The sequence below is a fragment of the Caballeronia grimmiae genome, from assembly GCF_000698555.1.
Taxonomy (GTDB): domain Bacteria; phylum Pseudomonadota; class Gammaproteobacteria; order Burkholderiales; family Burkholderiaceae; genus Caballeronia; species Caballeronia grimmiae.
In genome coordinates this window covers 186,647-211,832 of sequence record NZ_JFHE01000004.1, presented here as the reverse complement: position 1 = coordinate 211,832, position 25,186 = coordinate 186,647, and the positions used below count along the sequence as shown (strand labels likewise).

Annotated in this window: 21 protein-coding genes; 16 read left to right on the top strand and 5 right to left on the bottom strand. The window is 63.2% G+C overall.

Features of this window, described 5'->3' with window-relative positions:
• Positions 1–33 precede the first annotated feature (33 nt).
• The 5 genes from BG57_RS06980 (at position 34) to BG57_RS06960 (ending at position 7,802) form a co-directional block, all read left to right on the top strand.
• The gene (locus BG57_RS06980) at positions 34–729 is read left to right on the top strand and encodes a TetR/AcrR family transcriptional regulator (RefSeq protein ID WP_035961729.1); all 696 of its coding nucleotides are present in this window, start codon (positions 34–36) and stop codon (positions 727–729) included.
• 68 nt (positions 730–797) lie between these two features.
• Positions 798–2,588, top strand: a complete 1,791-nt coding sequence (locus BG57_RS06975; RefSeq protein WP_035961727.1) for an acyl-CoA dehydrogenase C-terminal domain-containing protein — start codon at positions 798–800, stop codon at positions 2,586–2,588.
• A gap of 735 nt (positions 2,589–3,323) precedes the next feature.
• Entirely contained in the window at positions 3,324–5,753 is a 2,430-nt protein-coding gene (locus BG57_RS06970) for a 3-hydroxyacyl-CoA dehydrogenase/enoyl-CoA hydratase family protein (RefSeq protein ID WP_035961726.1), read from the top strand.
• A gap of 25 nt (positions 5,754–5,778) precedes the next feature.
• Entirely contained in the window at positions 5,779–6,978 is a 1,200-nt protein-coding gene (locus BG57_RS06965) for an acetyl-CoA C-acyltransferase (RefSeq protein ID WP_035961725.1), read from the top strand.
• A 59-nt stretch (positions 6,979–7,037) separates the two neighbouring features.
• Entirely contained in the window at positions 7,038–7,802 is a 765-nt protein-coding gene (locus BG57_RS06960; RefSeq protein ID WP_035961723.1) for an enoyl-CoA hydratase, read from the top strand.
• Positions 7,803–7,808: 6 nt separating this feature from the next.
• Here BG57_RS06960 and fdhD read toward each other — a convergent pair whose 3' ends face one another.
• Positions 7,809–8,636: a formate dehydrogenase accessory sulfurtransferase FdhD gene (gene fdhD, locus BG57_RS06955; RefSeq protein ID WP_035961720.1), complete on the bottom strand. Its 828-nt coding sequence runs from the start codon at positions 8,634–8,636 to the stop codon at positions 7,809–7,811.
• 205 nt (positions 8,637–8,841) lie between these two features.
• Between fdhD and BG57_RS06950 the strand changes: the two genes are divergently transcribed.
• Together BG57_RS06950 and BG57_RS06945 are read left to right on the top strand one after the other, a co-directional pair.
• Complete coding sequence (locus BG57_RS06950) at positions 8,842–9,321, top strand: nitrate reductase associated protein (protein ID WP_035961719.1); 480 nt, start codon at positions 8,842–8,844, stop codon at positions 9,319–9,321.
• 171 nt (positions 9,322–9,492) lie between these two features.
• The gene (locus tag BG57_RS06945) at positions 9,493–12,606 is read left to right on the top strand and encodes an EAL domain-containing protein (protein WP_035961717.1); all 3,114 of its coding nucleotides are present in this window, start codon (positions 9,493–9,495) and stop codon (positions 12,604–12,606) included.
• Between the two features lie 13 nt (positions 12,607–12,619).
• Here the strand turns inward: BG57_RS06945 and BG57_RS06940 are convergent, their stop codons facing one another.
• Positions 12,620–13,015, bottom strand: coding sequence for an acyl-CoA thioesterase (locus tag BG57_RS06940; protein ID WP_035961716.1), 396 nt, complete (start codon positions 13,013–13,015; stop codon positions 12,620–12,622).
• Between the two features lie 235 nt (positions 13,016–13,250).
• Between BG57_RS06940 and BG57_RS06935 the strand changes: the two genes are divergently transcribed.
• Positions 13,251–15,137: an ABCB family ABC transporter ATP-binding protein/permease gene (locus BG57_RS06935; RefSeq protein WP_035961713.1), complete on the top strand. Its 1,887-nt coding sequence runs from the start codon at positions 13,251–13,253 to the stop codon at positions 15,135–15,137.
• 124 nt (positions 15,138–15,261) lie between these two features.
• The gene (locus BG57_RS06930; protein ID WP_035961712.1) at positions 15,262–15,465 is read left to right on the top strand and encodes a membrane protein; all 204 of its coding nucleotides are present in this window, start codon (positions 15,262–15,264) and stop codon (positions 15,463–15,465) included.
• A gap of 10 nt (positions 15,466–15,475) precedes the next feature.
• Here the strand turns inward: BG57_RS06930 and BG57_RS06925 are convergent, their stop codons facing one another.
• Complete coding sequence (locus BG57_RS06925) at positions 15,476–16,864, bottom strand: MFS transporter (RefSeq protein ID WP_035961711.1); 1,389 nt, start codon at positions 16,862–16,864, stop codon at positions 15,476–15,478.
• A gap of 271 nt (positions 16,865–17,135) precedes the next feature.
• Between BG57_RS06925 and BG57_RS06920 the strand changes: the two genes are divergently transcribed.
• The 6 genes from BG57_RS06920 to BG57_RS06895 all read left to right on the top strand — a co-directional run bounded on the left by BG57_RS06920 (position 17,136) and on the right by BG57_RS06895 (position 22,897).
• Positions 17,136–18,107: a LysR substrate-binding domain-containing protein gene (locus BG57_RS06920; protein WP_035961922.1), complete on the top strand. Its 972-nt coding sequence runs from the start codon at positions 17,136–17,138 to the stop codon at positions 18,105–18,107.
• Between the two features lie 108 nt (positions 18,108–18,215).
• Positions 18,216–19,508 (top strand): Glu/Leu/Phe/Val family dehydrogenase, encoded by a 1,293-nt coding sequence (locus BG57_RS06915; protein WP_035961710.1) that lies wholly within the window; start codon positions 18,216–18,218, stop codon positions 19,506–19,508.
• A gap of 285 nt (positions 19,509–19,793) precedes the next feature.
• Positions 19,794–20,687, top strand: coding sequence for a glutamate/aspartate ABC transporter substrate-binding protein (locus tag BG57_RS06910; RefSeq protein ID WP_035961709.1), 894 nt, complete (start codon positions 19,794–19,796; stop codon positions 20,685–20,687).
• Between the two features lie 70 nt (positions 20,688–20,757).
• On the top strand, positions 20,758–21,498 hold the full coding sequence (locus BG57_RS06905) for an amino acid ABC transporter permease (RefSeq protein WP_035961707.1): 741 nt from the start codon (positions 20,758–20,760) through the stop codon (positions 21,496–21,498).
• Entirely contained in the window at positions 21,498–22,175 is a 678-nt protein-coding gene (gene gltK / locus BG57_RS06900; protein ID WP_035961704.1) for a glutamate/aspartate ABC transporter permease GltK, read from the top strand. Before BG57_RS06905 ends, gltK begins: the two co-directional genes overlap by 1 nt.
• Positions 22,172–22,897, top strand: a complete 726-nt coding sequence (locus tag BG57_RS06895; RefSeq protein WP_035961703.1) for an amino acid ABC transporter ATP-binding protein — start codon at positions 22,172–22,174, stop codon at positions 22,895–22,897. The genes gltK and BG57_RS06895 overlap by 4 nt, the downstream gene beginning before the upstream one ends.
• 59 nt (positions 22,898–22,956) lie before the next feature.
• Here BG57_RS06895 and BG57_RS06890 read toward each other — a convergent pair whose 3' ends face one another.
• Positions 22,957–23,859, bottom strand: coding sequence for a class II glutamine amidotransferase (locus BG57_RS06890; RefSeq protein ID WP_075583096.1), 903 nt, complete (start codon positions 23,857–23,859; stop codon positions 22,957–22,959).
• Positions 23,860–23,921: 62 nt separating this feature from the next.
• Positions 23,922–24,080 carry a hypothetical protein gene (locus tag BG57_RS32940; protein WP_160174712.1) on the bottom strand — a complete coding sequence of 53 codons (159 nt, stop codon included), beginning with the start codon at positions 24,078–24,080 and terminating at the stop codon, positions 23,922–23,924.
• A 6-nt stretch (positions 24,081–24,086) separates the two neighbouring features.
• On the opposite strand from BG57_RS32940, the gene pyrC reads away from it, so the two are divergent.
• Positions 24,087–25,184 (top strand): dihydroorotase, encoded by a 1,098-nt coding sequence (gene pyrC, locus BG57_RS06885; RefSeq protein WP_035961699.1) that lies wholly within the window; start codon positions 24,087–24,089, stop codon positions 25,182–25,184.
• The last annotated feature ends 2 nt before the right edge of the window (positions 25,185–25,186 follow it).

The window sequence follows — 25,186 nt, the reverse complement described above, 5'->3', positions numbered from 1 at the left end:
TTTCAATCGGGTCACGAGAGGACGGTAGGGATCATGCGAAAAGGCGAACAGACGCGGGCCGCGATTCTCGACGCAGCGTTGGATCTGGCAAGCCGGGACGGGCTGGAAGGGTTGACGATCGGCCTTCTGGCCGAGCGGATGCAAATGAGCAAAAGCGGCGTGTTTGCGCATTTCGGCTCACGCGAGGACTTGCAAGTGGAAGTGGTGCGCGAGTACCACCGCCGTTTCGAGGACGAAGTGTTCTTCCCGAGCTTGCGCGAACCGCGCGGCTTGCCGCGATTGCGGGCGATGATGAGCCGCTGGATGGAGAAGCGCATCGAGGAAGTGACGACGGGCTGCATCTACATCAGCGGGGCGGTCGAGTATGACGACCGCGCGGCGAGTGCGGTGCGCGAGCAGCTCGTGAACAGCGTGACCACCTGGCGCGAGGCGCTGTTGCGGGCGATTCGCCAGGCGAAGGACGAAGGGCATTTGAAACCGGAGACGGATCCGCAACTGATGCTTTTCGAGTTGTACAGCTTCACGCTCGGCCTGCATCACGACGCGCGTTTCCTGCACATGCCGGGGGCCGTGCAACTGACGCGGGACGCGCTGGAGAAGACGATCGTTTCGTATCAGACGTCGAACATATCCGCCGATGGCGGCGCACGGCAGGCAATCGAGCCGGGCGCACTGGGAGGCGCGAGTGTGTCGGCGAACCTGACTTCGCATCAACACGGGAGTCGTTAGCGGCGCTGGCTGAATCGTGAAGGGTTCGGCGGCGCGCAACGACCAAGCTCGAGTAACTGGAGAGACTCATGGGACAGTACGCCGCCCCCCTTCGCGACATGCAGTTCGTACTGCACGAATTGCTGAATGTCGAAGCCGAACTGAAGCGCATGCCGAAGCATGCCGAGCTGGATGCGGACACCATCAATCAGGTGCTCGAGGAAGCCGGCAAGTTCTGTTCGGAGGTCGTGTTTCCGCTCAACCAGTCGGGCGACCGCGAGGGCTGCACGTATGAGGGCGATGGCGTCGTGAAGACGCCGTCGGGCTTCAAAGAGGCGTATCGCCAGTACGTCGAGGCGGGCTGGCCCGCGCTCGGCTGCGATCCCGAATTCGGCGGACAGGGCCTGCCTGCGTTCGTCAACAATGCGCTGTACGAAATGCTGAACTCCGCAAATCAGGCCTGGACGATGTACCCCGGCCTGTCGCATGGCGCATACGAGTGCCTGCACGCGCATGGCACGCCGGAGCAGAAGTCGGTTTATCTGCCGAAGCTGGTCGAAGGCGTGTGGACGGGCACCATGTGCCTGACCGAACCGCATTGCGGCACCGATCTCGGCATTCTGCGCACGAAGGCCGAGCCGAACGGCGATGGCTCCTACGCGCTCACCGGCACGAAGATCTTCATTTCGAGCGGCGAGCACGACATGGCGGAGAACATCGTGCATCTGGTGCTGGCGCGTCTGCCCGGCGCGCCGATGGGCACGAAGGGCATCTCGCTCTTCATCGTGCCGAAGTTCGTTCCGGATGCGAACGGCGCGATCGGCGAGCGCAACGGCATCAAGTGCGGGTCGATCGAGCACAAGATGGGCATCCACGGCAACGCCACCTGCGTGATGAACCTGGATGGCGCGAAGGGCTGGCTCGTCGGCGAATCGAACAAGGGCTTGAACGCCATGTTCGTGATGATGAACGCGGCGCGTCTGGGCGTCGGCATGCAGGGGCTGGGGCTGACGGAGGTGGCGTATCAGAACTCGCTCGCGTATGCGAAGGAGCGTCTGCAGATGCGCGCGCTCACCGGTCCCAAGGCGCCGGACAAGGCGGCTGATCCGATCATCGTTCATCCGGACGTGCGCCGCATGCTGCTCACGCAGAAGGCGTATGCCGAGGCGGGGCGTGCGTTCGCGTATTGGGCGGCGCTCAATATCGACAAGGAACTGTCGCACGAGGATGAATCGGTGCGCCGCGAGGCGGCGGATTTCGTCGCGCTGCTGACGCCTGTGATCAAGGCGTTTCTCACCGATAACGCGTTCGAAGGCACCAATCTCGCGGTGCAGATTTACGGCGGACACGGCTTCATTTCCGAATGGGGCATGGAGCAGTATGTGCGCGATGCGCGCATCAACATGATCTACGAAGGGACGAATTCGATTCAGGCGCTCGATCTCCTTGGCCGCAAGATTCTCGGCGACATGGGCGTGAAGATGAAGGCTTTTGGCAAGGTGGTGGCGGCATTCATCGAAGAAGAAGGCATCAAGCCCGAGATGCAAGAGTTCATCAATCCGCTTGCCGATATCGGCGAGAAGGTGCAGAAGCTCACGATGGAGATCGGCATGAAGGCCATGCAGAATCCTGATGAAGTCGGGGCTGCTGCCGTGCCGTACATGCGGACTGTCGGGCATCTGGTGTTTTCTTATTTCTGGGCTCGGATGGCCAAGGTGGCGCTGGATCGCGCAGGTTCCTCTTCTGATGCTTTTTATGCTGCCAAGCTGGCTACTGCGCGGTTCTACTTTGCCAAGCTGCTGCCTGAGACCGCTTCTACTATTCGCGCTGCGCGCTCGGGGGCTAAGTCTTTGATGGAGTTTGATGAGGCTTGGTTTTGAGGTTTCTTCGTTTTTTGAAACTTGTATTCGTGTCGGTCTATTAGTGCGCCCCTCCCCGGGGCGGGGGTCATTTTCTTGGCTGTCGACCAGAGTTGGCGCTTTAGCGCCTTACTCTGGTCCCATGCAAAGAAAGAAACCAAAGAAAGCAGCTTTTTTGGCCCGAAGCACAGTATGCGTGACCACTCCGTAGAAGATCGGTGGCACTCGAATTAATTGGCAGCCTTGAATCACCTTCCACGCCCGCTGAGCGCCACGTCCTCCGAGCCCCTTGGCTCGACAAAACCAACGGGCGGTTGACGTGGACGCAACCTTTGAAGCGCAGCACGAGCGACGAACTTCTAAGCCGCGTACTGCTCGGCATTGAAAGTACAGAAGCAATCGAGAGTGGCGAGGCAGTGAAATACGTTCGGTGTTTACGAGCCAAGGGGCTCGCAGGACGTGGCGCTCAGCGGGCGCGGAAGGTGATTCAAGGCTTTGTCAAGCTGAGTGCCACGGATGTTCTACGAAGTGGTTGCATTGTTGTTGCTTAGGGCAGCTCAGAAAAAGCTGCTTTCTTTGGTTACTTTCTTTGCATGGGACCAGAGTAAGGCGCTAAAGCGCCAACTCTGGTCGACAGCCAAGAAAGTGACCCCCCCGCCGGGGAGGCGGCTACTGAAACAAAACGCAAGCTAACGCATCAACCCAACCTTAACGCGCCGCGAAAGCAAAAAACCCCCAACCGGAGAGGTACACCAAGTGAGCACCTTGAACATCCGCAAAGTCGCCGTGCTCGGCGCCGGCGTGATGGGCGCGCAGATCGCTGCGCATCTGATCAACGCCCGCGTGCCCGTCTTGCTGTTCGATCTTCCCGCCAAGGAAGGCGCAAAGAACGGCATCGCGCTGAAGGCAATCGAGAACCTCAAGAAGCTGTCCCCAGCGCCGCTCGGGATCAAGGACGACGCCCAATACATCGAAGCGGCCAACTACGACGACGACATCGAGCAACTGAAAGAATGCGATCTCGTCATCGAAGCCATCGCCGAGCGCATGGACTGGAAGCACGATCTCTACAAGAAAGTGTCGCCGCACATCGCACCGCACGCGATCTTCGCCAGCAACACGTCCGGCCTCTCGATCACCGAACTGTCGAACGGCTTCGATGAAGAACTGAAATCCCGCTTCTGCGGCGTGCACTTCTTCAATCCGCCGCGCTACATGCATCTGGTCGAACTCATTCCGACCGCATCGACGAAACCGGAAATCCTCGATCAACTGGAAACGTTCCTCACGAGCGTCATCGGCAAAGGCGTCGTGCGCGCCAAGGACACGCCGAACTTCATCGCGAACCGCGTCGGCGTCTTCTCGATCCTCGCCGTCATCGCCGAAGCGGAAAAGTTCGGCCTGCGCTTCGACGAAGTCGACGATCTCACCGGCGCACGCCTAGGCCGCGCGAAATCCGCAACCTTCCGCACCGCCGATGTCGTCGGCCTCGACACGATGGCCCACGTCATCAAGACGATGCAGGACAACCTCGCCGACGATCCGTTCTTCCCCGTCTATACGACGCCGCCCGTGCTCGCCGAACTGGTGAAGAACGGCGCGCTCGGCCAAAAGTCCGGCGCAGGCTTCTATCGCAAGGAAGGCAAGGCGATCAAGGTCCTCGACCCGAAAACAGCGCAATACGTCGATGGCGGCGCGAAGGCGGACGAGATCATCGGCCGCATTCTCAAGCGCCCGCCCGCCGAACGCTTCAAGCTGCTGCGCGAAACGGACAACAAGCAGGCGCAATTTCTGTGGGCCATCTTCCGCGACGTGTTCCACTACATTGCGGTGCATCTCGAATCGATCGCGGACAACGCGCGCGACGTCGATCTCGCCATCCGCTGGGGCTTCGGCTGGAGCCAGGGACCGTTCGAAAGCTGGCAGGCAGCCGGCTGGCAGCAGATCGCGAAGTGGGTGCAGGAAGACATCGACGCCGGCAAGGCGCTCTCCAGCGCACCGCTGCCCGCGTGGGTGCTCGACGGCCCCGTCGCGGAGAAAGGCGGCGTCCATACCGACGAAGGATCGTGGTCGCCGAAGTCGAAGCGCTTCGAGCCGCGCTCGACGCTGCCCGTCTACAGCAAGCAGGTGTTCCGCGCACCGCTCATCGGTGAAACCGGCGCCGATCCCAAGACCTACGGCAAGACGCTCTTCGAAACCGATGCCGTGCGCGCCTGGCTCGACGATGCTCAGGGCGATGTCGTGATCGTCTCGTTCAAGACGAAGATGAACACCATCGGTCCCGGTGTCATCGACGGACTCACGCAAGCCATCGAACTCGCCGAGAAGGAATATCGCGGCGTGATCATCTGGCAGCCGGCGTCGCTCACGCTCGGCACGCCGGGCGGCGCGTTCTCGGCAGGCGCCAATCTCGAAGAAGCCATGCCCGCCTTCATGATGGGCGGCGCGAAGGGCATCGAGCCGTTCGTGAAGAAGTTCCAGCAAGGCATGCTGCGCGTGAAGTACGCGAATGTGCCGGTGGTGTCGGCGGTATCGGGCATTGCGCTCGGCGGCGGGTGCGAACTGCTGCTGCATTCGGCGAAGCGCGTCGCGCATGTCGAAAGCTACATCGGGCTCGTGGAAGTGGGCGTCGGTCTCGTGCCGGCGGGCGGCGGCATGAAGGAAGCCGCGTTGCGCGCAGCGGAAGCCGCGAGCGCCGTCAACGCAACGAGCGATCTGCTCAAGTTCCTGCAGAAGCCGTTCGAGAACGCGGCGATGGCGAAAGTCTCCGGCTCCGCGCTCGAAGCACGCGCGATGGGCTACCTGAAGCCGTCGGACACCATCGTGTTCAACGTGCACGAATTGCTCGACATCGCGAAGAAGGAAGCGCGGGCGCTGTCGGACGCGGGTTATCGCGCGCCGTTGCGCGTGAAGCAAGTGCCGGTCGCGGGCCGCTCGGCGATAGCGACGATCAAGGCGTCGCTCGTCAACATGCGCGATGGACGCTTCATCAGCGCGCACGACTTCCTGATCGCGAGCCGTATCGCGGAAGCGGTGTGTGGCGGGGACGTCGAAGGCGGCAGTCTCGTGGACGAAGAATGGCTGCTCGCGCTCGAGCGCCGGGCGTTCATCGAACTGCTGGGCACGCAGAAGACGCAGGAACGGATCATGGGCATGTTGCAGACCGGCAAGCCGGTTCGCAACTAAGGCGCGCGGAACATCGGAGCTTGATATGAGCAAACAACTTCAGGAAGCATACATCGTCGCCGCGAGCCGCACGCCGATCGGCAAGGCGCCGCGCGGCGTGTTCAGGAACACGCGTCCGGACGAACTGCTCGTCCACGCGATCAGATCGGCCGTCGCGCAAGTGCCGGGGCTCGATACCAACGTGATCGAAGACGCGATCGTCGGTTGCGCGATTCCGGAAGCGGAGCAGGGCTTGAACGTCGCGCGCATGGGCGCACTGCTCGCCGGGCTGCCGAAGACGGTCGGCGGCGTGACGGTGAACCGCTTCTGCGCATCGGGGCTGACGGCGCTCGCGATGGCGGCGGACCGCATCCGCGTGGGCGAGGCCGACGCGATCATCGCGGGCGGCTGCGAATCCATGAGCATGGTGCCGATGATGGGCAACAAGCCGTCGCTGTCGCCGCATATCTTCGATCGCAATGAGGACATCGGCATCGCTTACGGCATGGGGCTGACGGCCGAGCAAGTGGCCGAACGCTGGAAGGTGAGCCGCGAGGCCCAGGACGCGTTCGCGGTGGAGTCGCATCGCCGTGCGCTGGCCGCGCAGCAGTCGGGCGAATTCGCCGATGAAATCGCCCCATACATGCTCAACGAGCGCTTTCCCGATCTCGAAAGCGGCGAAGTGCGCGCGAATGCGCGCGAGATCGCATTCGACGAAGGCCCGCGCGCCGATACGACGCTCGAAGGTCTCGCGAAACTGCGCGCCGTGTTCGCGAACAAAGGCTCGGTGACGGCGGGCAACAGCTCGCAGACATCGGATGGCGCGGGCGCGTTGATCGTCGTGTCGGAAAAGATCCTGAAGCAGTTCAACCTGACGCCGCTCGCGCGCTTCGTGAGCTTTGCGGTGCGCGGCGTGCCGCCGGAGATCATGGGCATCGGGCCGAAGGAAGCGATTCCGGCCGCGCTGAAGGCAGCAGGGCTCAAGCAGGACGATATGGACTGGATCGAGCTGAACGAGGCGTTCGCGGCGCAATCGCTCGCGGTCATCAACGATCTCGGCCTCGACACGTCGAAGCTGAATCCGCTCGGCGGGGCCATCGCGCTCGGGCATCCGCTCGGCGCGACCGGCGCCATCCGCTCGGCAACGGTCGTTCACGGCCTGCGCCGCCGCAACCTGAAGTACGGCATGGTGACGATGTGCGTCGGCACCGGCATGGGCGCGGCGGGGATCATCGAGCGCGTTTGACCTTGAACCGTCCGCGGGCGCGATGCTCGCGGACGCCGCCATCGGAAGGAGACAGCGGAATGGATATCGTCATCGAACGCGCGCAAGGCGTGCTGAGCATCGTGCTCAATCGTCCTGAAAAGAAGAACGCGATCACCGCGGCGATGTATCAGGAAATGGCCGACGGCCTCTACGAAGCCGAGAAGGACCCGGCCGTGCGCGCCGTTCTGCTGCGCGGCAACGGCGGCGCGTTCAGCGCGGGCAACGATCTCGAAGACTTTCTGAACGACCCGCCGAAGGAGCAGGACGCGCCCGTGTTCCAGTTCCTGCGGCGGCTGTCCGGCATGCCGAAGCCCGTCGTTGCGGCGGTATCGGGCGTGGCGGTCGGTGTCGGCACGACGATGCTCCTGCATTGCGACATGGTCTATGCCGCAAAGAACGCGAAGTTCTCGCTGCCGTTCGTGCAGCTTGGGTTGTGTCCGGAGGCGGCGTCGAGTCTGCTGCTGCCGCGCATCGCAGGATATCAGCGTGCGGCGGAAAAGCTGCTGCTCGGCGAAGCGTTCAGCGTCGATGAAGCGGTGAGCATGGGCTTCGTCAACGGCGTGGTCGATGCCGCCGAACTCGATGCCTACGCGTTCGAGCGCGCGCGGCGGCTCGCGGCGCTGCCGGCCGCCTCGCTGCGTGCGACGAAAGCGCTGATGAAAGGCGAGCAGTCGGCTGAAGTGCTCGCACGCATGGACGAGGAAGCGGCGCACTTCTCGCGGATGCTCGTCGCGCCGGAAGCGCGGGAAGCGTTTGCGGCGTTCTTCGAGAAGCGGAAGGCGGATTTCACGAAGTTTCAGTGAAGTTTGTCATTCCACGTCGTACTCCACGTAGCTGTTCTCGCGCGCAAAGCTCACCAGCCGCAAACCCGCCTGCTTCGCAATGCCGATGGCCAGCGATGTCGGCGCGGAGATGGTGACGACCATCGGCACGCCCACGCGCGCCGACTTGCGCACGAGCTCGTAGCTTGCGCGGCTCGACAGGAACACGAAGCCCTGCGTCGTATCCACGCGCTGCAGCACGAGCTGGCCGATGAGCTTGTCGAGCGCGTTATGCCGTCCCACGTCTTCGAACGCGAATCGCACGGCGCCGGTGTCGTCGCACCAGGCGGCAGCGTGCAGCCCGCCCGTCAGCTTCGTCAAACGCTGATGCGCGGGCAACTCGCGCGCCGCGCGCTCGATCGCATCGGGCGCAAGCCGCGTCAGAAAGCCGGTATCCGGCACGCGCTCCGGCTGAAGATCGAGCAAGTCGATACTTTCTATTCCACACACGCCGCAACCGGTGCGGCCCGCCAGTGCGCGGCGCTTGTCCTTCAGCGCAAGAAACGCCTGCTGCACGACTTGCAGATGCACTTCGGCATGCGGCAGCGTGTGGCCATCGTCGCGGTAATAGACTTCGATATCGTGAATGTCGCTTCCGCGCTCGACGATGCCCTCGGTCAGCGAGAAGCCCATTGCGAACGCTTCGAGATCGCGCGGCGTGCACATCATCACCGCGTGCGAGATGCCGTTGAACACCAGCGCGACGGGCCATTCCTGACCAACGTTATCGCTTGCAACGGCGACCTCGCCGCGCCGATGCCTGCGCACCTGCCGCTCGATATAGCCCGGCTGATCTTCGGTTTCGAGTTGATTCACTTGACTTGCACTCCGTTGCTGCACGAACGAGGACTTCGTTAGAGTCCGGGTATAGGGCTTGCTCCATGGACTTGCTGCCCGCGCTCGTTCACAGGCGCACGCAGCGGCACACAATGCACGGTTCGAGCCCAATACCAGGCCCTACAATAACTTAAGCGGGCGATGCGCGCCGGCGCGCGCCCCTCAAACTAACGAGGCTATCGCCATGGGACTTTACGACGCCGCCCGTCTCTTCAAGTTCGAGATCGAATCCTCGGACAATCTGCGCTTCATTCCGCTTGCGGTGCGCTTCAATCTCGACCGCTTCGGCATGCGCATCACGCTCGATCAATGGCAGATGCTCCCCTACGACGATCGCGTGCTGCTCGCGCGCTTTCCGATCGAAGACGAAGCCGAGGTCGAGAAGAACTTCGATCTCGCGCTCGAAGAGATGCTGAAGACGCACGCGAACGCCGCGCCTGAGAGAATCCCGCGCGATCCCGAGCCCGTCTGGGCGCACGCCGACGCAGTGCCGGAGACCGTTATCCGTCAGAGCAGCCTGTCGGGTGTGAGCGCGCCGAGCCTCTCGCATTGGGCCGCGCTCGATCCGTTCCAGCGTTATGCGCTTGCCAAGCTCTCGCGCAATACCGACAAGGCCAATCACGACTTTCTGCCCGCGATGCGGGAGTTCGGGCTGGCGGAATAACGCGGACGGAATTTTTCTTTTCGGGCGACGCTAAAGACCGTCGAAAACCTGCCGTTATCTGCGTGATCCACTACTCGCGGTGTGAGCCCAGGCTTCACGCCGCGCTTTTGCGTGGGCGCGCGCACGCCATCGGCGTGTCCATCGCGGAACAACAGGATCGGCCCGTCGCACATGACTCGTTTCCTCTCCAGGCGTTTGCTCGTGAATATCGCCGTGGTGCTCGCCGCGCTCGGCGCGAATGCGTTCGTCGCGTGCGAGCGAATCGCCGACTTGCGCGACGGCAATGCCCGCACGCTGCGCTCGATGAGTCTGCTGCGCGATCTCGCGGCCTATCGCGACGCGCTCGGCGAAACGCTCACGCAACTGAGCCGATTCGAGGCAACGGGCGTCGTCGAGCCGGTGGCGCAACACGAGGCGCGTGAAGCGCATCTCGACGCGCTGGAAAGCGGACTGCGCGCCCAGACCGCGCTGGAACCCGGTGTCACCGGCGCGTTCGATGCGCTCGTCGCGCGCGTCGCCACCATGCGCACCGACGCCACGCTCGCCGACGAACGCGCCCGCCGCGCGCTTCCCGACGAACCGCGCACCTGGGTCGACGCCGCGTTCGTTTCGCTTGGCGCGGACCAGCAGGCGGTCGACGAACAACTGGCCGCCGTGCGTTCGCGTATCGATACGGCGACCGTCGCCGCGCTCGACCGCTCCGCGACCGGCTCGGGCGGCGCGATGCTGCTGCTCGCCTTCACGATGCTCGCCGGCAGCGGCGTCCTGATCTACCTGTTCGTGAGCCACGAGCGTTCGTCGCGCGAAAAGCTCGGCATCGCGCGGGCGAAGCATCGCAGCAACGAGCGATTCCGCAGCATGTTCGAGGCGCATCCGGTGCCGATGTGGATCGTCGATCGGGAGACGATGCGCTTCATCGCCGTGAATCCCGCCGCGGTCGAGCATTACGGCTACGCCGAAGCCGAGTTCATGGAGATGACCTTGCGCGATCTGCATGTCGCCGACGACTTCGACCGTTTCGCGGCGCGGCTCGCCCGCGGCGGCGCGGAGGCCGGCGACCGCGCGACGCGCGGCCAGCGGTCGAGCGGCGTGTGGCGCTACCGGCATCGCGATGGCTCGACGAGCAGCGCCGACGTCTCGCATCACGCGCTGACCTATTCGAACCGGCCGGGGCTGTTCATGCTGGCGAACGACGTGACCGACCGCATCAACGCGGAAGCCGAGGCGCGCCGCTCGAACGAGATGCTCGAAGCGGTCATCGACAACATTCCGCAGCGGGTGTTCTGGAAAGACCGCGAATCGCGTTATCTGGGCTGCAACAACGCTTTTGCCCGCGATGCGGGGCTCGCGTACAACGAGCAGGTCATCGGCAGGACGGACGATGACCTGCCGTGGTCCGCCGCCGCCGACACGGTGCGCGCCGACGACCAGGAAGTCATCGAGACGACCGTGCCGAAGATGCACTTCGAGCGCGACGTGCTCGTCGGCGAGACGCTGCATACGGTCGTCACGAGCCTGCTGCCGCTGCTCGATGGCGAAGGGCATACCATCGGCGTGCTCGGTTCGTACCAGGACGTGACGGAGCGCAAGCGCGCCGAACTCGCGCTGCGTCTGCAAAGCCGTGCGCTCGACGCGAGCGTGAACGCGATTCTCATCACCGGCGTCGTGAACGGCGCGAACGTGATCGAGTATGCGAATCCGGCCTTCAAGCGCATCACGGGCTACGATCCCGCCGAGGTCATCGGCCGCAACTGCGGCTTCCTGCATGGCACGGACCGGGATCAGGAAGGGTTGAAGTCGATTCGCCGCGCGCTCTCGGCGGACATGGAGACGAGCGTCGTCGTGCGGAACTATCGCAAGGATGGCGCGCTTTTCTGGAACCAGCTTTTCGTCGCGCCGGTGCCGAACGCGCAAGGGCTGACGACGCATCACATCGGCATCATCAACGACGTGACCGACCTGATGGACTATCAGGAACAACTCGAATACCAAGCGAACTACGACACGCTCACGCGGCTGCCCAACCGCAACCTGCTGCGCGACCGGCTGCAACAGGCGATCGAACAGGCGCGGCGGCGGGGGACCAAGATCGCGGTCGTGTTCATGGACCTCGACGGCTTCAAGAACGTCAACGATAGCCTCGGGCACAGCGTCGGCGATCGCCTGCTCGCGGTGATCGGCGAACGGCTCGCGCGCTCGGCGCGATCGAGCGATACCGTCGCGCGCCACGGCGGCGATGAGTTCGTGTTCGTGCTGCCCGACATCACCGACGAAGCGGGTCTCATCGCCTGGATGGAGCGCACGCGAGCGGCGATATCCGAACCCGTCTGGCTCGACGAGACCGAGCTTTACGTCGGCTGCAGCATGGGCGCAAGTCTCTTCCCGCAAGATGGCGACGACGCCGAGACGGTGCTCAAGAAGGCCGATCTCGCGATGTATCGCGCGAAGGATCTCGGGCGCAACACGTATCAGTTCTATCACCCGGAGATGAACGCGAGCGTCGGGGCGCGCATGAATCTGGAGCGGCGGCTGCGGCGCGCGCTGCGCGACGGCGAGTTCCTGCTGCACTATCAGCCGCAAGTCGATATGGCGACGCGGGCGATCGTCGGTATCGAGGCGCTCGTGCGATGGCACGATCCCGAACAGGGGCTCGTGTCGCCGGCGTCGTTCATTCCGGTCGCGGAAGAGAGCGGGCTGATCGGGCCGTTGTCGGAATGGGTGCTGCGCGAGGCGTGCCGGCAGAACAAGGCGTGGCAGGATGCGGGTCTGCCGCCCGCGCGGGTGTCGGTGAATCTGTCGGCGCGGCATTTTCAGCAGCGCGATATCGCGACGCTCGTCACTTCCGTGCTGGAAGAGACGGGACTCGAGCCGCGCTATCTGGAACTGGAACTGACCGAAAGCGCGATCATGCGCAACGCCGAAGACGCGGTGGCGATGCTGTCGGAGCTATCGGCGCTCGGCATCGGCATCGCGATCGATGACTTCGGCACCGGCTATTCGAGCCTGTCGTACCTGAAGCGCTTTCCGGTGCATCGGCTGAAGATCGACCGCTCGTTCGTCGCGGATATCGGCTCGTCGGGCGACGATGAAACCATCACCTCGGCGATCATCGCGCTCGCGCATTCGCTCGAATTGCAGGTGATCGCGGAAGGCGTCGAAACGCCCGCGCAGCACGAGTTTCTGCGCGAGCGCGATTGCGACGAAATGCAGGGCTTCCTGTTCTCGCGCCCGATGCCGCATGACGCCATTCCGGGGCTGTTGCAGCAGGGCGTGCTTTTGAATTAACGGTGAACGGGCTTCAATCCAGCGGCGGCAACGCACGCGGCCGGCGATCGTTGTCGGTCGCGACGTAAGTCAGCGTCGCTTCCGTCACCTTGACGACTTCTTCCGCGAGACTCATGCGCTGCGCATAGACCTCGACGTAGATGGTGATCGACGTATTGCCCGTCTTCACGATGTCGGTATAAAAGCTCAACAGGTCGCCGACGAACACCGGGTTCTTGAACAGAAACGAATTCACCGCGATGGTCGCGACGCGCCCATTCGCGCGGCGGCTTGCCGGAATCGAACCGGCAATGTCCACTTGCGCCATGATCCATCCGCCGAACACGTCGCCGTGCATGTTGGAATCGGCGGGCTGCGGCACGACGCGCAGGGTCACGGGCTTTTGAGGAAGTTTCGATTCTTCAGGCATGAAAGGCAGTCCGATTGCTGTCGCTCGATGCGAAGGCGGGCGCGAGCGTGGCCCTGAACCTTCTGCGACAATGCTTATGTATAGGGAAAGGCCGCGCGCATCGGCACTGCATGAGCGACGCGGCCTTCGACAAATTGTACGGGAAGCACGCACGGCGTGCGCCCGCTCCACATAAGGCGTCGCACGCCGCGCCGTGACGTGATGTTCGCGTGACGCGCCTTCACAACTCGAACTCATGCGCCGCTCTTCGAACTCCGAGCCGGGGCCAGTCGCGCAAGGTCCGCGCAACGACTGGCAGACCATCCGCTCGCTGCTGCCTTATCTGACCACCTATAAATGGCGCGTCGTGTTCGCGCTGACGTGCCTGATCGGCGCCAAAGTCGCCAATCTGGGCGTGCCGATCGTGATGAAGCGCATCGTCGATAGCCTGGCGTCGGTGCAACATCTCACCGCGCTCGGCCGCGCCAACGATGCGCCCGGCATCGTGCTGATCGGCGGCATCGGACTGCTGGTGGTCGCGTATGCAGGCGTTCGGCTCTCCACTTCACTCTTCACGGAACTGCGCGAACTGCTCTTTGCAAAGGTGACGGAGAGCGCGGTTCGGCAACTCGCCCTGAGAGTGTTTCGTCACTTGCATTCGCTGTCGCTGCGTTTCCATCTCGAACGGCAAACGGGCGGCATGTCGCGCGATATCGAGCGCGGCACGCGCGGCATTCAGCAACTCGTGTCGTATTCGCTGTACAGCATCTTGCCGACGCTGGTAGAAGTCGGTCTCGTGCTCGCGTTCTTCGTGACGAAATACGAAGCGTATTACGCGATCGTCACGCTCGTCGCGTTGTGCCTGTATATCGGCTTCACGGTGAAGGTGACGGAGTGGCGCACGCATTACCGGCGCACGATGAACGAGCTCGATTCGAAGGCCAACTCGCGCGCGATCGATTCGCTGCTCAACTACGAGACCGTGAAGTACTTCGGCAACGAGGCATGGGAAACGCGCCGTTACGACGAAAACCTCCAGCGATATCGCGCGGCGGCGATCAAGTCGCAGCGTTCGCTGTCGATGCTCAACTTCGGACAGCAGGCGATTATCGGGACCGGGCTCGTATTCATTCTCTGGCGCGCGACGCAGGGCGTGATGGCCGGGCGGCTCACGCTCGGCGATCTCGTGCTGATCAACACGTTCATGCTGCAGCTTTATATCCCGCTGAACTTTCTCGGCGTGGTGTATCGCGAACTGAAGCAGGCGCTGACCGACATGGACCGCATGTTCACCCTGCTCGGCGCGGGCCGCGAAGTGCCCGATGCGCCGAATGCGGCGCCGCTAGATGTAACCGGTGGCGAGGTGCGTTTCGAGCGCGTGAGCTTCGCGTACGAAGCGGCGCGGCCCATTCTGCATGAGGTCGATTTCACGATCGCGGCGGGTACGACGACCGCTGTCGTCGGACATAGCGGATCGGGGAAGTCGACGCTCGGGCGGCTCTTGTTCCGCTTCTACGATCTGGATCGCGAGACGGGCGGGCGCATTGTGATCGACGGGCAGGATATTCGCGATGTCACGCAGGATTCGCTGCGGGCGTCCATCGGCATCGTGCCGCAGGACACGGTGCTCTTCAACGATTCCATCTACTACAACATCGCGTATGGACGGCCATCCGCGAGCCGTGACGAAGTGATCGCGGCGGCGCGGGCGGCGCATATCCACGACTTCATCGAAGGGCTGCCGGCGGGCTACGAGACGGCGGTCGGCGAGCGAGGGCTGAAGCTGTCGGGCGGCGAGAAGCAGCGCGTGGCGATCGCGCGGACGCTGCTCAAGAATCCGCCGATCCTGATCTTCGACGAAGCCACGTCGGCGCTCGATTCGAAGTCCGAGCGCGCGATTCAGCGCGAACTCGATTCGATCGCACGCGAGCGGACGACGCTGATCATCGCGCATCGCTTGTCGACGGTCGTGCATGCGCAGCAGATCATCGTGATGGATCACGGACGCGTGGTGGAGCGCGGCACGCACGCGGAGTTGCTGCGGGCAGACGGCTTGTTCGCGCAGATGTGGGCGTTGCAGCAGCAGAGGGCAGCGGAGCCGGTCGTCGAGCAGGGGGATGCGGCGCGGGTTGACATCGGATAACAAGCGCGCAGTCGCGAATCCAGCGCGGCTGCGCGAAGCTGGTATAGTCGCTGCCCGTTAGTTAGGCATGCGGAACGATGACGCATGAGCGCGCCGCTTCGCCACACGAATCTGCGAGGAAAGAATGGGAAGTCTCAGCATCTGGCACTGGCTTATCGTTATCGGCATTGGCTTCCTGGCCTGCTATCCGTATGTGCGGATTATTCAGCGCACCGGGCATTCCGGCTGGTGGCTGCTCGCAGGACTGATTCCGGTGCTCAACCTCATCACGCTGTGGGTCTTCGCCTTCGCCCGCTGGCCGGCAATCGACGGTGATCGCCGGCCTTGAGCGTCGCGCATCACTCCATCGCGTGCGCGCCGTTGAGCGCAACTGCATCGCGCTCTTGCGCCGACAGCGCCGACCAGCGCAGCCATTGTCCGCGCACCATGAATAGCGCACCGAACGCGCACGTCGCCAGCACGCCAAACGTCGCGAAGCCCATCTGATAGCTGCCGGTGCTTTCCTTCGCGATACCCATGATCACCGGCAGATAGAAGCCGCCGATACCGCCCGCGGCCCCGACGATCCCCGACAGCAAGCCCGTCTTGCCCTTCCAGCGATGCGGCACCAGCTGAAAAGTCGAGCCGTTGCCGAGCCCGAACGCGAGATACAGGCATACGAGCAGCGCAAGGCCGCCGGTCACGGGCGGCATCCAGATCGCGAATGCGAAGTCGGCGGCGGCGATGACCGCCAGCAGCACGAGCAGCGCGCGCACGCCGGTCACGCGATCGGCCACATAGCCGCCGAACGGCCGCACGATTGCGCCAAGAAACGCGAGCAGCGACATGAAGAGCCCCGCTTCGAGCTTCGGCATCTGATAGAGCGACGTCAGAAGCAGCGTCACATACGAAGACATGCCAACAAAGCCGCCGAACGTGATGCTGTAAATCAGCATGATGACCCACGTATCGCGCTCGCCCAGCACCGAACGATATCGGCGCGGCAGTACGGCAATCGCGATCAGCGCGCCGATCACCGGCAGCAGCAGAACGCCCGCGCGGCCCGCGCCGAACACGCCGCCGTGCACCGCGAGCACGAGCACGACGAGGCTTGCCAGCGTCACCGCGAAGCTCGCGAGCGCGCGCATCGTGCTGCCGGTTTTCTCGCCGGCGTCCGACGCCCACGCATACAGCGCGACGGCCGTGATCGCGAGCAGCGGCAGCGCGGCGGCGGTTGAGAGCTTCCAGCCGAAGGCATCGGCGAGATGAGGAAACAGGAAGCCGTCGAGCACCGCGCCGATATTGCCCGCCGCAGCGAGCCCGAGCACCAGTCCCTGCACCTTCGGCGGATAGTTGCTGCCCGCCATCGGCAACGCGACGGCGAAGCTCGCGCCGCCCATCCCGAGGAACACGCCGAGCACCAGCAGCAGCGCATACGACGGCACGCCGGGCACGAGCGGCAGCACGATGCACGGTATCGACGAAAGCAGCACGCCCATCAGCGCGACGCGGCGGCCATCGGTCGACTGATAGAGATTGCCGAGCGTCACGCGCAGGATCGCGGCGGCGAGCACCGGCACCGCGACGAGAAAGCCTTGCTGCGCGGCGGACATCGTCACGTCGCGGCCGATGAACGGCGCAAGCGGCCCGTACAGCACCCAGACGGTGAAGCCCGTATCGAAGTAGAGAAAGCAGGCGAGCAGCGAGCGCCAGTTGCCGCTCTTGAGCGACGCGATCAGATTGGACATTGCGTGTTCCGGTGGAAGCAAGGTGCGCGCTTGAGAGATGCCTTCGCGGCGGCGCGAATTTTTGCAAGCATCGTGCCAATCGGATGCACGTTTTCACGGATGACGTCACGCGAGTGCTGGCTTGCGTTTGCAGCCGGACATGAGTTTGGCGACGCCGCACCTTGCGCGTGCCCGGTGCCTGCCGATGGTGCGCTGCGGCTTGTCTGCGCCATCGAATGAAGCGCCCGCGCCCGCTAAAATGCCGCATAAGCACATCAAGGCGCGACCCAGCATGGAACTGAAATGGCTAGAAGACTTCGTCTCGCTCGCGGAGACGCGCAGCTTTAGCCGCTCGGCCGAGCTTCGGCACATCACGCAGCCCGCGTTCTCGCGGCGCATTCAGGCGCTTGAAGCGTGGCTCGGCACCGAGCTGATCGATCGTTCCGTCTATCCGACGCGGCTCACGCAAGCCGGACAAGTCTTCTACGAGCAGGCGCTCGCGATGCTCTCGCAGTTCCACGAAGCACGCACGCTCTTGCGCGGACAGGGCGGCGCGCCGGCGGCGACCATCGAGTTCGCGGTGCCGCATACGTTATCGCTCACGTACTTTCCACGCTGGCTGCAGCATATCGAGTCGCGGCTCGGACGCATCCGCACGCGGCTGCGCGCGCTCAACGTGCACGACGCGGTGTTGTCGCTCGTCGAAGGCGGCTGCGATCTCGTGATGGGTTATCACCATCCGAGTCATCCCGTCGCGCTCGATCCCGCACGCTACGACATGCTCACGCTCGGCGTGGAACCGATCAGCCCGTTCTCCGCCGCGAACAAGGCAGGCCGCGCGCGCTACACGCTGCCCGCCACCGCCGATGCGCCCGTGCCGTATCTGTCGTACACGCCGAACGCGTATCTCGGGCGCATGACGGAAGTGATCATCGCGACCGCGCCGGCGCGTCTTCATCTCGACAAGGTCTATGAGACCGACATGGCCGAGGGCCTCAAGGCGATGGCGCTTGCGGGCCACGGCATCGCCTTCCTTCCGCATAGCGCGGTGGAAGATGCCGTCGATGAAGGACGGCTCATCCGGCTCGACCGGGGAACGCGCGGAACCCCCGCCGGCCAGTTCACGCTGACGATGGAAATCCGCCTCTATCGCGACAAGTTCGCCTCGCAAGGCGACGAACCTCGCCAGGCGCTGATGCGCGCGCTATGGGATGCAGTCGGTGAAGAATTGCTGAAGGCATCGGCGGAAACGCCCGCTGCGTAAGCTTTTTAGAGGTTATGCACAAAACGCATGATGGGATAAGGAAACGGCATTGGATTTGGAAACGCCGTTTTTCGACAATGCATGCATTCCACAACCGCTGGAGCATCAATGTCCTCCCCGAAGCAAGACCAGTCCATCCCCTCGTATCTGCATGCCGACGATCTCGGCCCCTGGGGTAATTATCTGCGGCAGGTCGATCGCGTAGCGCCTTATCTCGGTTCCCTCTCTCGCTGGCTCGAAACGCTCAAGCGCCCGAAGCGCATTCTGATCGTCGATTGCCCGATCGAACTCGATAACGGCACGGTCGCGCACTTCGAGGGGTATCGCGTGCAGCACAACACGTCGCGCGGTCCGGGCAAGGGCGGCGTGCGTTATCACCAGGATGTGACGCTTTCTGAAGTGATGGCGCTGTCCGCGTGGATGTCGGTGAAGAACGCGGCAGTGAACGTTCCTTACGGCGGCGCGAAAGGCGGTATCCGCGTCGATCCGCGCACGCTGTCGCGCGGCGAACTCGAGCGCGTGACGCGCCGTTATACGAGCGAGATCGGCATCATCATCGGGCCGAACACCGACATTCCCGCGCCGGACGTGAACACGAACGAGCAGATCATGGCGTGGATGATGGACACCTACTCCATGAACCAGGGGCAGACGGCGACGGGCGTCGTCACCGGCAAGCCGATTTCGCTCGGCGGTTCGCTCGGCCGCAAGGAAGCGACGGGCCGCGGCGTGTTCGTCGTCGGCACGGAAGCGGCGCGTCGTGTCGGTCTGGAGATCGAAGGCGCTCGCATCGCGGTGCAGGGTTTCGGTAACGTCGGCGGCATAGCGGCGCGTCTGTTCCAGGAGGCGGGCGCACGCGTCATCGCCGTGCAGGATCACACCGGCACGCTGTTCAACTCGAAGGGCATGGATACCGTTGCGCTGGCTGCGCACGTCGCGGAAACCGGCGGCGTCGGCGGCTTCAAGGGTGCGGATCCGGTCTCGCGCGACGAGTTCTGGACCATCGAAAGCGACATCCTGATCCCGGCCGCCCTCGAAGGGCAGATCACCGAGGAGAACGCGCCGAAGATCAAGACGAAGATCATCGTCGAAGGCGCGAACGGCCCGACGACTACCGCCGCCGACGACATCCTGCACGACAAGGGCGTGCTCGTCATTCCGGACGTGGTCGCGAACGCAGGCGGCGTGACCGTCTCGTACTTCGAATGGGTGCAGGACTTCTCCAGCTTCTTCTGGACCGAAGACGAAATCAACCTGCGTCTCGAGCGCGTCATGCGCGAAGCGTTCGCAGCGGTGTGGCAGGTTGCAAGTGAACAACAGGTATCGGTACGCACGGCGGCGTTTATCGTCGCGTGTACGCGCATCCTGATGGCGCGCGAAATGCGCGGCCTGTACCCCTGATCGGCGGGCATCGCGTGCGGCGGAGCATCCGTTGCAATCGCGGCGCGGCGCGGCCTGTGGGCTGCGTGACCGGCCGTGAAAACGAGCTTTGAATCGAGCGGGAGGCATTCTTCTGAATGCCTCCCGCTTTTTCATTTTTTTCGCGTAATATGCGCGCCTACATGCAGTTGCGCCGAGTTGCACCCAACCGTCTCGTAAATCAGACGACTAGCGGTTAACAATCATTCTTTCAGAATAATTACCCTGCTAAACTTGGCCCGTTTTTCGCCACAGGAGATCGAACAAATGAAACTTAAAAAGGCTGCGCTGCTCGTCGCTGCGCTTGGTATGTTCGCCACGGGCGCTTATGCGCAGGACGCAGGCACGCTGAAGAAAATCAAGGACACGGGCGTGATTTCGCTGGGGCATCGCGAATCGTCCATTCCGTTCTCGTACTATGACGACAAGCAAAACGTCGTCGGCTATTCGCACGAGTTCGCGCTGAAGGTCGTCGAAGCGGTCAAGCAGAAGCTGAACCAGCCGAACCTGAAGGTGAAACTCACGCCGATCACCTCGCAGAACCGTATTCCGCTCGTGCAGAACGGCACGGTGGACATCGAGTGCGGCTCGACCACGAACAACGCCGAGCGTCAGCAGCAAGTGTCCTTCTCGAACACGATCTTCGTGATCGGCACGCGCCTGATGACCAAGAAAGACTCCGGCGTGAAGGACTGGGCGGACCTGAAGGGCAAGACGGTCGTGACGACCGCCGGCACGACGTCCGAGCGCCTGCTTCGCAAGATGAATCAGGACAAGAACATGGGCATGAACATCATCAGCGCGAAGGATCACGGCGAGTCGTTCCTGACGCTGTCGACCGGCCGCGCGGTCGCGTTCATGATGGACGACGCACTGCTCGCGGGCGAGCGCGCGAAGTCGAACAATCCGAACGATTTCGTGATCGTCGGCGCGCCGCAATCGCATGAAGCGTACGGCTGCATGATTCGCAAGAACGACCCCGAGTTCAAGAAGGTGGTGGACGACGCGATCGCGAAGGTCGAAACGTCGGGCGAAGCCGACAAGATCTACAAGAAGTGGTTCGAAAGCCCGATCCCGCCGAAGAACCTCAACCTGAACTTCCCGGAAAGCGACGACATCAAGGCTCTGTACAAGAGCCCGAACGACAAGGCGATCGACTAACCGGTTCGGCTAGCGGAACGAACGAAACGGAAGGAGCCTTGCTTCTTCCGTTTCTTTTTGGAGTATGTCCATGTCTTATCACTGGAACTGGGGCATCCTGCTGAGTCCGGTTTCCACCGGCGAGCCCACTACCTACCTGGGCTGGCTGATATCCGGCTTCTGGGTGACGATTACCGTGTCGCTGGCGGCCTGGGTAATCGCGCTGGTGGTCGGTTCGTTGTTCGGCATCTTGCGCACGGTCCCGAATCGCACGCTGGCGGGCATCGGCACCGTCTACGTCGCGATTTTCCGCAACGTCCCGCTGATCGTGCAGTTCTTCATCTGGTATCTCGTAATACCGGAGTTGCTGCCGGCATCCATCGGCAACTGGTTCAAGCAACTGCCGCCTTCCGCGCAGTTCTTTTCGTCGTCGATCATCTGTCTCGGGCTCTTCACCGGCGCGCGCGTCTGCGAGCAGGTGCGCTCGGGCATCAACGCGCTGCCGCGCGGACAGCGCAACGCGGGCCTCGCGATGGGCTTCACGGAATGGCAGACGTATCGGTATGTGCTGATGCCGGTGGCTTACCGCATCATCGTGCCGCCGCTCACGTCGGAATTCCTGAACGTCTTCAAGAACTCGGCGGTGGCGTCGACCATCGGTCTGCTCGACTTGTCCGCGCAAGCGCGGCAGCTCGTCGACTACACGGCGCAGACCTATGAATCGTTCATCGCGGTGACGCTCGCTTACATGCTCATCAACCTCGTCGTGATGCTGTTGATGCGCTGGGTCGAAGCGAAGACGCGGCTGCCTGGCTACATCGGAGGCAAGTAATGCATCAGTTCAACTGGAGTGGTATTCCGGGCGCGCTGCCGACGCTGTGGACCGGCGCCGTCATCACGTTCCAGATCACGGTGCTGGCGATCGTCGTCGGCATCCTGCTCGGGACGGTCATCGCGCTGTTCCGCCTGTCGGGCGTCAAGCCGCTGCAATGGTTCGCGGGCGCTTACGTCACGCTGTTCCGCTCGATTCCGCTCGTGATGGTGCTGCTGTGGTTCTTCCTGATCGTGCCGCAACTGCTGCAGAACGTGCTCGGGCTGTCGGCGGATATCGACATTCGCCTTGCATCGGCGATGGTCGCGTTCTCGCTCTTCGAAGCCGCGTACTATTCGGAAATCATTCGTGCCGGCATTCAGGCGGTGCCGCGCGGGCAGGTGAATGCGGCGTTCGCGCTCGGCATGAACTACGGCCTGGCGATGAAGCTCGTCGTGCTGCCGCAGGCGTTCCGCGCGATGGTGCCGCTTTTGCTCACGCAGGCGATCGTGCTGTTCCAGGATACGTCGCTCGTCTACGTGATCAGTCTCGCGGACTTCTTCCGCACGGCGACGAACATCGGTGACCGCGACGGCACGACCGTCGAAATGGTCCTGTTCGCCGGGGCGTGTTATTTCGTGATTTGCGTGCTGGCGTCGGCCCTCGTCAAAAGTCTTCAGAAAAAGGTCGCAAGATGATCTCCATCAAAAACGTTTCCAAGTGGTACGGGCAGTTTCAGGTGTTGACCGACTGCACGACCGAAGTCAAGAAGGGCGAGGTCGTCGTGGTGTGCGGCCCGTCGGGTTCGGGCAAGTCGACGCTCATCAAGACCGTGAACGGACTCGAGCCGTTCCAGAAGGGTGATATCACGATTAACGGCCAGTCGCTGACGGACAAGAAGACGAACCTGTCGAAGCTGCGCTCGAAGGTCGGCATGGTGTTCCAGCACTTCGAACTGTTCCCGCATCTGTCCATCGTGCAGAACCTGACGCTCGCGCAGATCAAGGTGCTAGGCCGCTCGAACGACGAAGCCACGCAGAAGGGCCTGAAGCTGCTCGACCGCGTGGGCCTGCGCGCGCACGCGGACAAATATCCGGGGCAGTTGTCGGGCGGTCAGCAGCAGCGCGTGGCGATTGCGCGCGCGTTGTCGATGGACCCCATCGCGATGCTCTTCGACGAACCGACGTCCGCGCTCGATCCCGAGATGATCAACGAGGTGCTCGACGTGATGGTCGAACTCGCGCAGGAAGGCATGACCATGATGTGCGTGACGCACGAGATGGGCTTCGCCAAGAAGGTGGCGCATCGCGTGATCTTCATGGACAAGGGCTTGATCGTGGAGGACGACCAGAAGGAAGCGTTCTTCGCGAATCCGAAGTCCGACCGGGCGAAGGACTTTCTGGCGAAGATTCTGCACTGAGCGTTGTGCTGCTTCGGCAGAAAAAAGGGCGGCGCGTTCGAAAGGACGCGCCGCTTTTTTTATTCGATGCCGAGTTCCGATTCCACCGCCGCCGTCGTCCGCATCTCTTCGATCTTCAACGCCGAGCCGACGCACGCCTTGGCGAGCGGTTCCGCCGCTTTCTTCGCCACGGCCTCAGGCACCGGGATATTGACCGTCCGCGCCAGCGCGCCTTTCTGGAACATCGCGAGGTCGCCGGGCGCGAAGCGCGTCCAGACTTCGTTGTCCGTCAGCGGCGAAGTGGCGATGACCGCCACGCGGTCTTCGGGCGTCGTGTATTTTGCGAAGTCGATCGACATGTCCGCGTCGATCAGATGCGCCGTCGAGAACGGCCAGCTCCGCACCAGGTAGTAGAGATGCGTCGAGCAGTGCGAGAACAGCGCCTGCCCGTTGGACATCAGGAAATTGAAGACGCCGTATTGCGTGATGTCGCGCGTGAGCGTGGCGAGCGCATCGAAGAGTTCGTCGAGCGGCGGCTGCGAGTTTGGAAACGCACGGCGCAAGCCCTGCAGCAGCGCGCAGAAGGCGAGTTCGCTGTCCGTCGTGCCGACCGGCTGATACACGCCCGTCAGTTCCGGCGCGTGGCCGTTGAGATCGCCGTTGTGCGCGAAGATCCAGTGCCGCCCCCACAGTTCACGCAGGAACGGATGGCAGTTCTCGAGCAGGATATGCCCCTGCGTCGCCTTGCGAATATGCGCGATCGTGTTCTTTGACTTGATCGGATAGCGTTTCACCATCTCGGCGAGCGGCGAACTCGCGGACGACTGATGATCGATGAAAAGCCTGCACGCCTTGTCCTCGAAGAACGCAATGCCCCAGCCGTCGCCGTGATGGTCCGTCACTCCGCCGCGCGCCGCGAAGCCGGTGAACGAGAACGTCACGTCGGTCGGTTCGGCGCAATTCATTCCGAGAAGTTGGCACATTTGCTTCAGGCAGACGGGCTAGGGCCGTAAGGCCGGTTGTTACAATACGTCCGACAAGCATATCACCCGAGCCCATTGTCGAAAAAATCGAACCGCCACGCGCCGGCCGCGCGTTGTGCGTTTTCCACGGCGATTTTTTCCGGCTCGCGCCGCTTACGGTGCATCGTTTCGGCGCATCCTGCTTGCGGTCCGCTCATCTCCTTCAACGTCTTCGCCGTCATCACGCCATGTCCGCCACTTCTGTTTCGCCCGACACGACCGCTTCGACCACGACACCCGCATCGCTCACGCTCGCGCGCCCCGACGACTGGCACCTGCACGTGCGCGACGGCGCGACGCTCGCCGCCGTTCTGCCGCACACCGCGCGCCAGTTTGGCCGCGCGATCATCATGCCGAACCTGAAGCCGCCCGTCACGACGACGGACATGGCCGCCGCGTACCGTGAGCGCATCCTGGCGGCGCTGCCGAAGGACGGCGCGGCGGCGCGCTTCGAGCCGCTGATGACGCTGTATCTGACCGACAAAACGCCGCCCGAGGAGATTCATCGGGCGCGCGAAAGCGGCTTCCTGCACGGCGTGAAGCTGTATCCGGCGGGCGCGACGACCAATTCCGACGCGGGCGTGACGGATCTCGCCAAGTGCGCGAAAACGCTCGAGGCGATGCAGGCAAGCGGCATGCCGCTGCTCATCCACGGCGAAGTGACGGACGGCGATATCGACGTGTTCGATCGCGAGAAGGTGTTCATCGACCGCGTGATGACGCCGCTGCGCCGCGATTTCCCGGAGTTGAAGGTCGTCTTCGAGCACATTACGACGAGAGACGCCGCCGACTACGTGCGCGACGCCCAAGGGCCTATTGGCGCGACGATCACGGCGCATCACCTGCTGTTCAACCGGAACGCGATGCTGGTCGGCGGCATCCGTCCGCACTATTTCTGCTTGCCGGTGATCAAGCGCGAGACGCATCGCGTGGCGCTGGTCGAGGCGGCGACGTCGGGCAATCCGCGCTTTTTCCTCGGCACGGACAGCGCGCCGCATCCGAAGGGACTGAAGGAGCACGCGTGCGGCTGCGCCGGTTGCTATACGGCGCTGCATGCGCTGGAGCTTTACGCCGAAGCCTTCGACAAGGCCGGCGCGATCGACAAGCTCGAAGGCTTCGCGAGTTTTCACGGCGCCGACTTCTACGGGCTGCCGCGCAGCGCGGAGACAGTGACGCTGGAGCGCGCTTCGTGGACGTTGCCGGCGGAATTCAACGCCGGCGACACGCAGATCGTGCCGTTGCGCGGCGGGGAGACCATCGGCTGGCGGTTCGTCGACGGGAAGTGAGT

What these genes read in the sequence shown, in the direction of transcription:
- BG57_RS06975 (WP_035961727.1), top strand. Translation starts at nt 798, where the DNA reads ATGGGACAGTACGCCGCCCCCCTTCGCGACATGCAGTTCGTACTGCAC.
- BG57_RS06925 (WP_035961711.1), bottom strand. Translation starts at nt 16,864, where the DNA reads ATGTCCAATCTGATCGCGTCGCTCAAGAGCGGCAACTGGCGCTCGCTG.
- BG57_RS06935 (WP_035961713.1), top strand. Translation starts at nt 13,251, where the DNA reads ATGCGCCGCTCTTCGAACTCCGAGCCGGGGCCAGTCGCGCAAGGTCCG.
- pyrC (WP_035961699.1), top strand. Translation starts at nt 24,087, where the DNA reads ATGTCCGCCACTTCTGTTTCGCCCGACACGACCGCTTCGACCACGACA.
- gltK (WP_035961704.1), top strand. Translation starts at nt 21,498, where the DNA reads ATGCATCAGTTCAACTGGAGTGGTATTCCGGGCGCGCTGCCGACGCTG.
- BG57_RS06945 (WP_035961717.1), top strand. Translation starts at nt 9,493, where the DNA reads ATGACTCGTTTCCTCTCCAGGCGTTTGCTCGTGAATATCGCCGTGGTG.
- BG57_RS06980 (WP_035961729.1), top strand. Translation starts at nt 34, where the DNA reads ATGCGAAAAGGCGAACAGACGCGGGCCGCGATTCTCGACGCAGCGTTG.
- BG57_RS06950 (WP_035961719.1), top strand. Translation starts at nt 8,842, where the DNA reads ATGGGACTTTACGACGCCGCCCGTCTCTTCAAGTTCGAGATCGAATCC.
- BG57_RS06905 (WP_035961707.1), top strand. Translation starts at nt 20,758, where the DNA reads ATGTCTTATCACTGGAACTGGGGCATCCTGCTGAGTCCGGTTTCCACC.
- BG57_RS06895 (WP_035961703.1), top strand. Translation starts at nt 22,172, where the DNA reads ATGATCTCCATCAAAAACGTTTCCAAGTGGTACGGGCAGTTTCAGGTG.
- BG57_RS06915 (WP_035961710.1), top strand. Translation starts at nt 18,216, where the DNA reads ATGTCCTCCCCGAAGCAAGACCAGTCCATCCCCTCGTATCTGCATGCC.
- BG57_RS06940 (WP_035961716.1), bottom strand. Translation starts at nt 13,015, where the DNA reads ATGCCTGAAGAATCGAAACTTCCTCAAAAGCCCGTGACCCTGCGCGTC.
- BG57_RS06960 (WP_035961723.1), top strand. Translation starts at nt 7,038, where the DNA reads ATGGATATCGTCATCGAACGCGCGCAAGGCGTGCTGAGCATCGTGCTC.
- BG57_RS06965 (WP_035961725.1), top strand. Translation starts at nt 5,779, where the DNA reads ATGAGCAAACAACTTCAGGAAGCATACATCGTCGCCGCGAGCCGCACG.
- BG57_RS06930 (WP_035961712.1), top strand. Translation starts at nt 15,262, where the DNA reads ATGGGAAGTCTCAGCATCTGGCACTGGCTTATCGTTATCGGCATTGGC.
- BG57_RS06910 (WP_035961709.1), top strand. Translation starts at nt 19,794, where the DNA reads ATGAAACTTAAAAAGGCTGCGCTGCTCGTCGCTGCGCTTGGTATGTTC.
- BG57_RS06920 (WP_035961922.1), top strand. Translation starts at nt 17,136, where the DNA reads ATGGAACTGAAATGGCTAGAAGACTTCGTCTCGCTCGCGGAGACGCGC.
- BG57_RS32940 (WP_160174712.1), bottom strand. Translation starts at nt 24,080, where the DNA reads ATGACGGCGAAGACGTTGAAGGAGATGAGCGGACCGCAAGCAGGATGC.
- BG57_RS06890 (WP_075583096.1), bottom strand. Translation starts at nt 23,859, where the DNA reads ATGTGCCAACTTCTCGGAATGAATTGCGCCGAACCGACCGACGTGACG.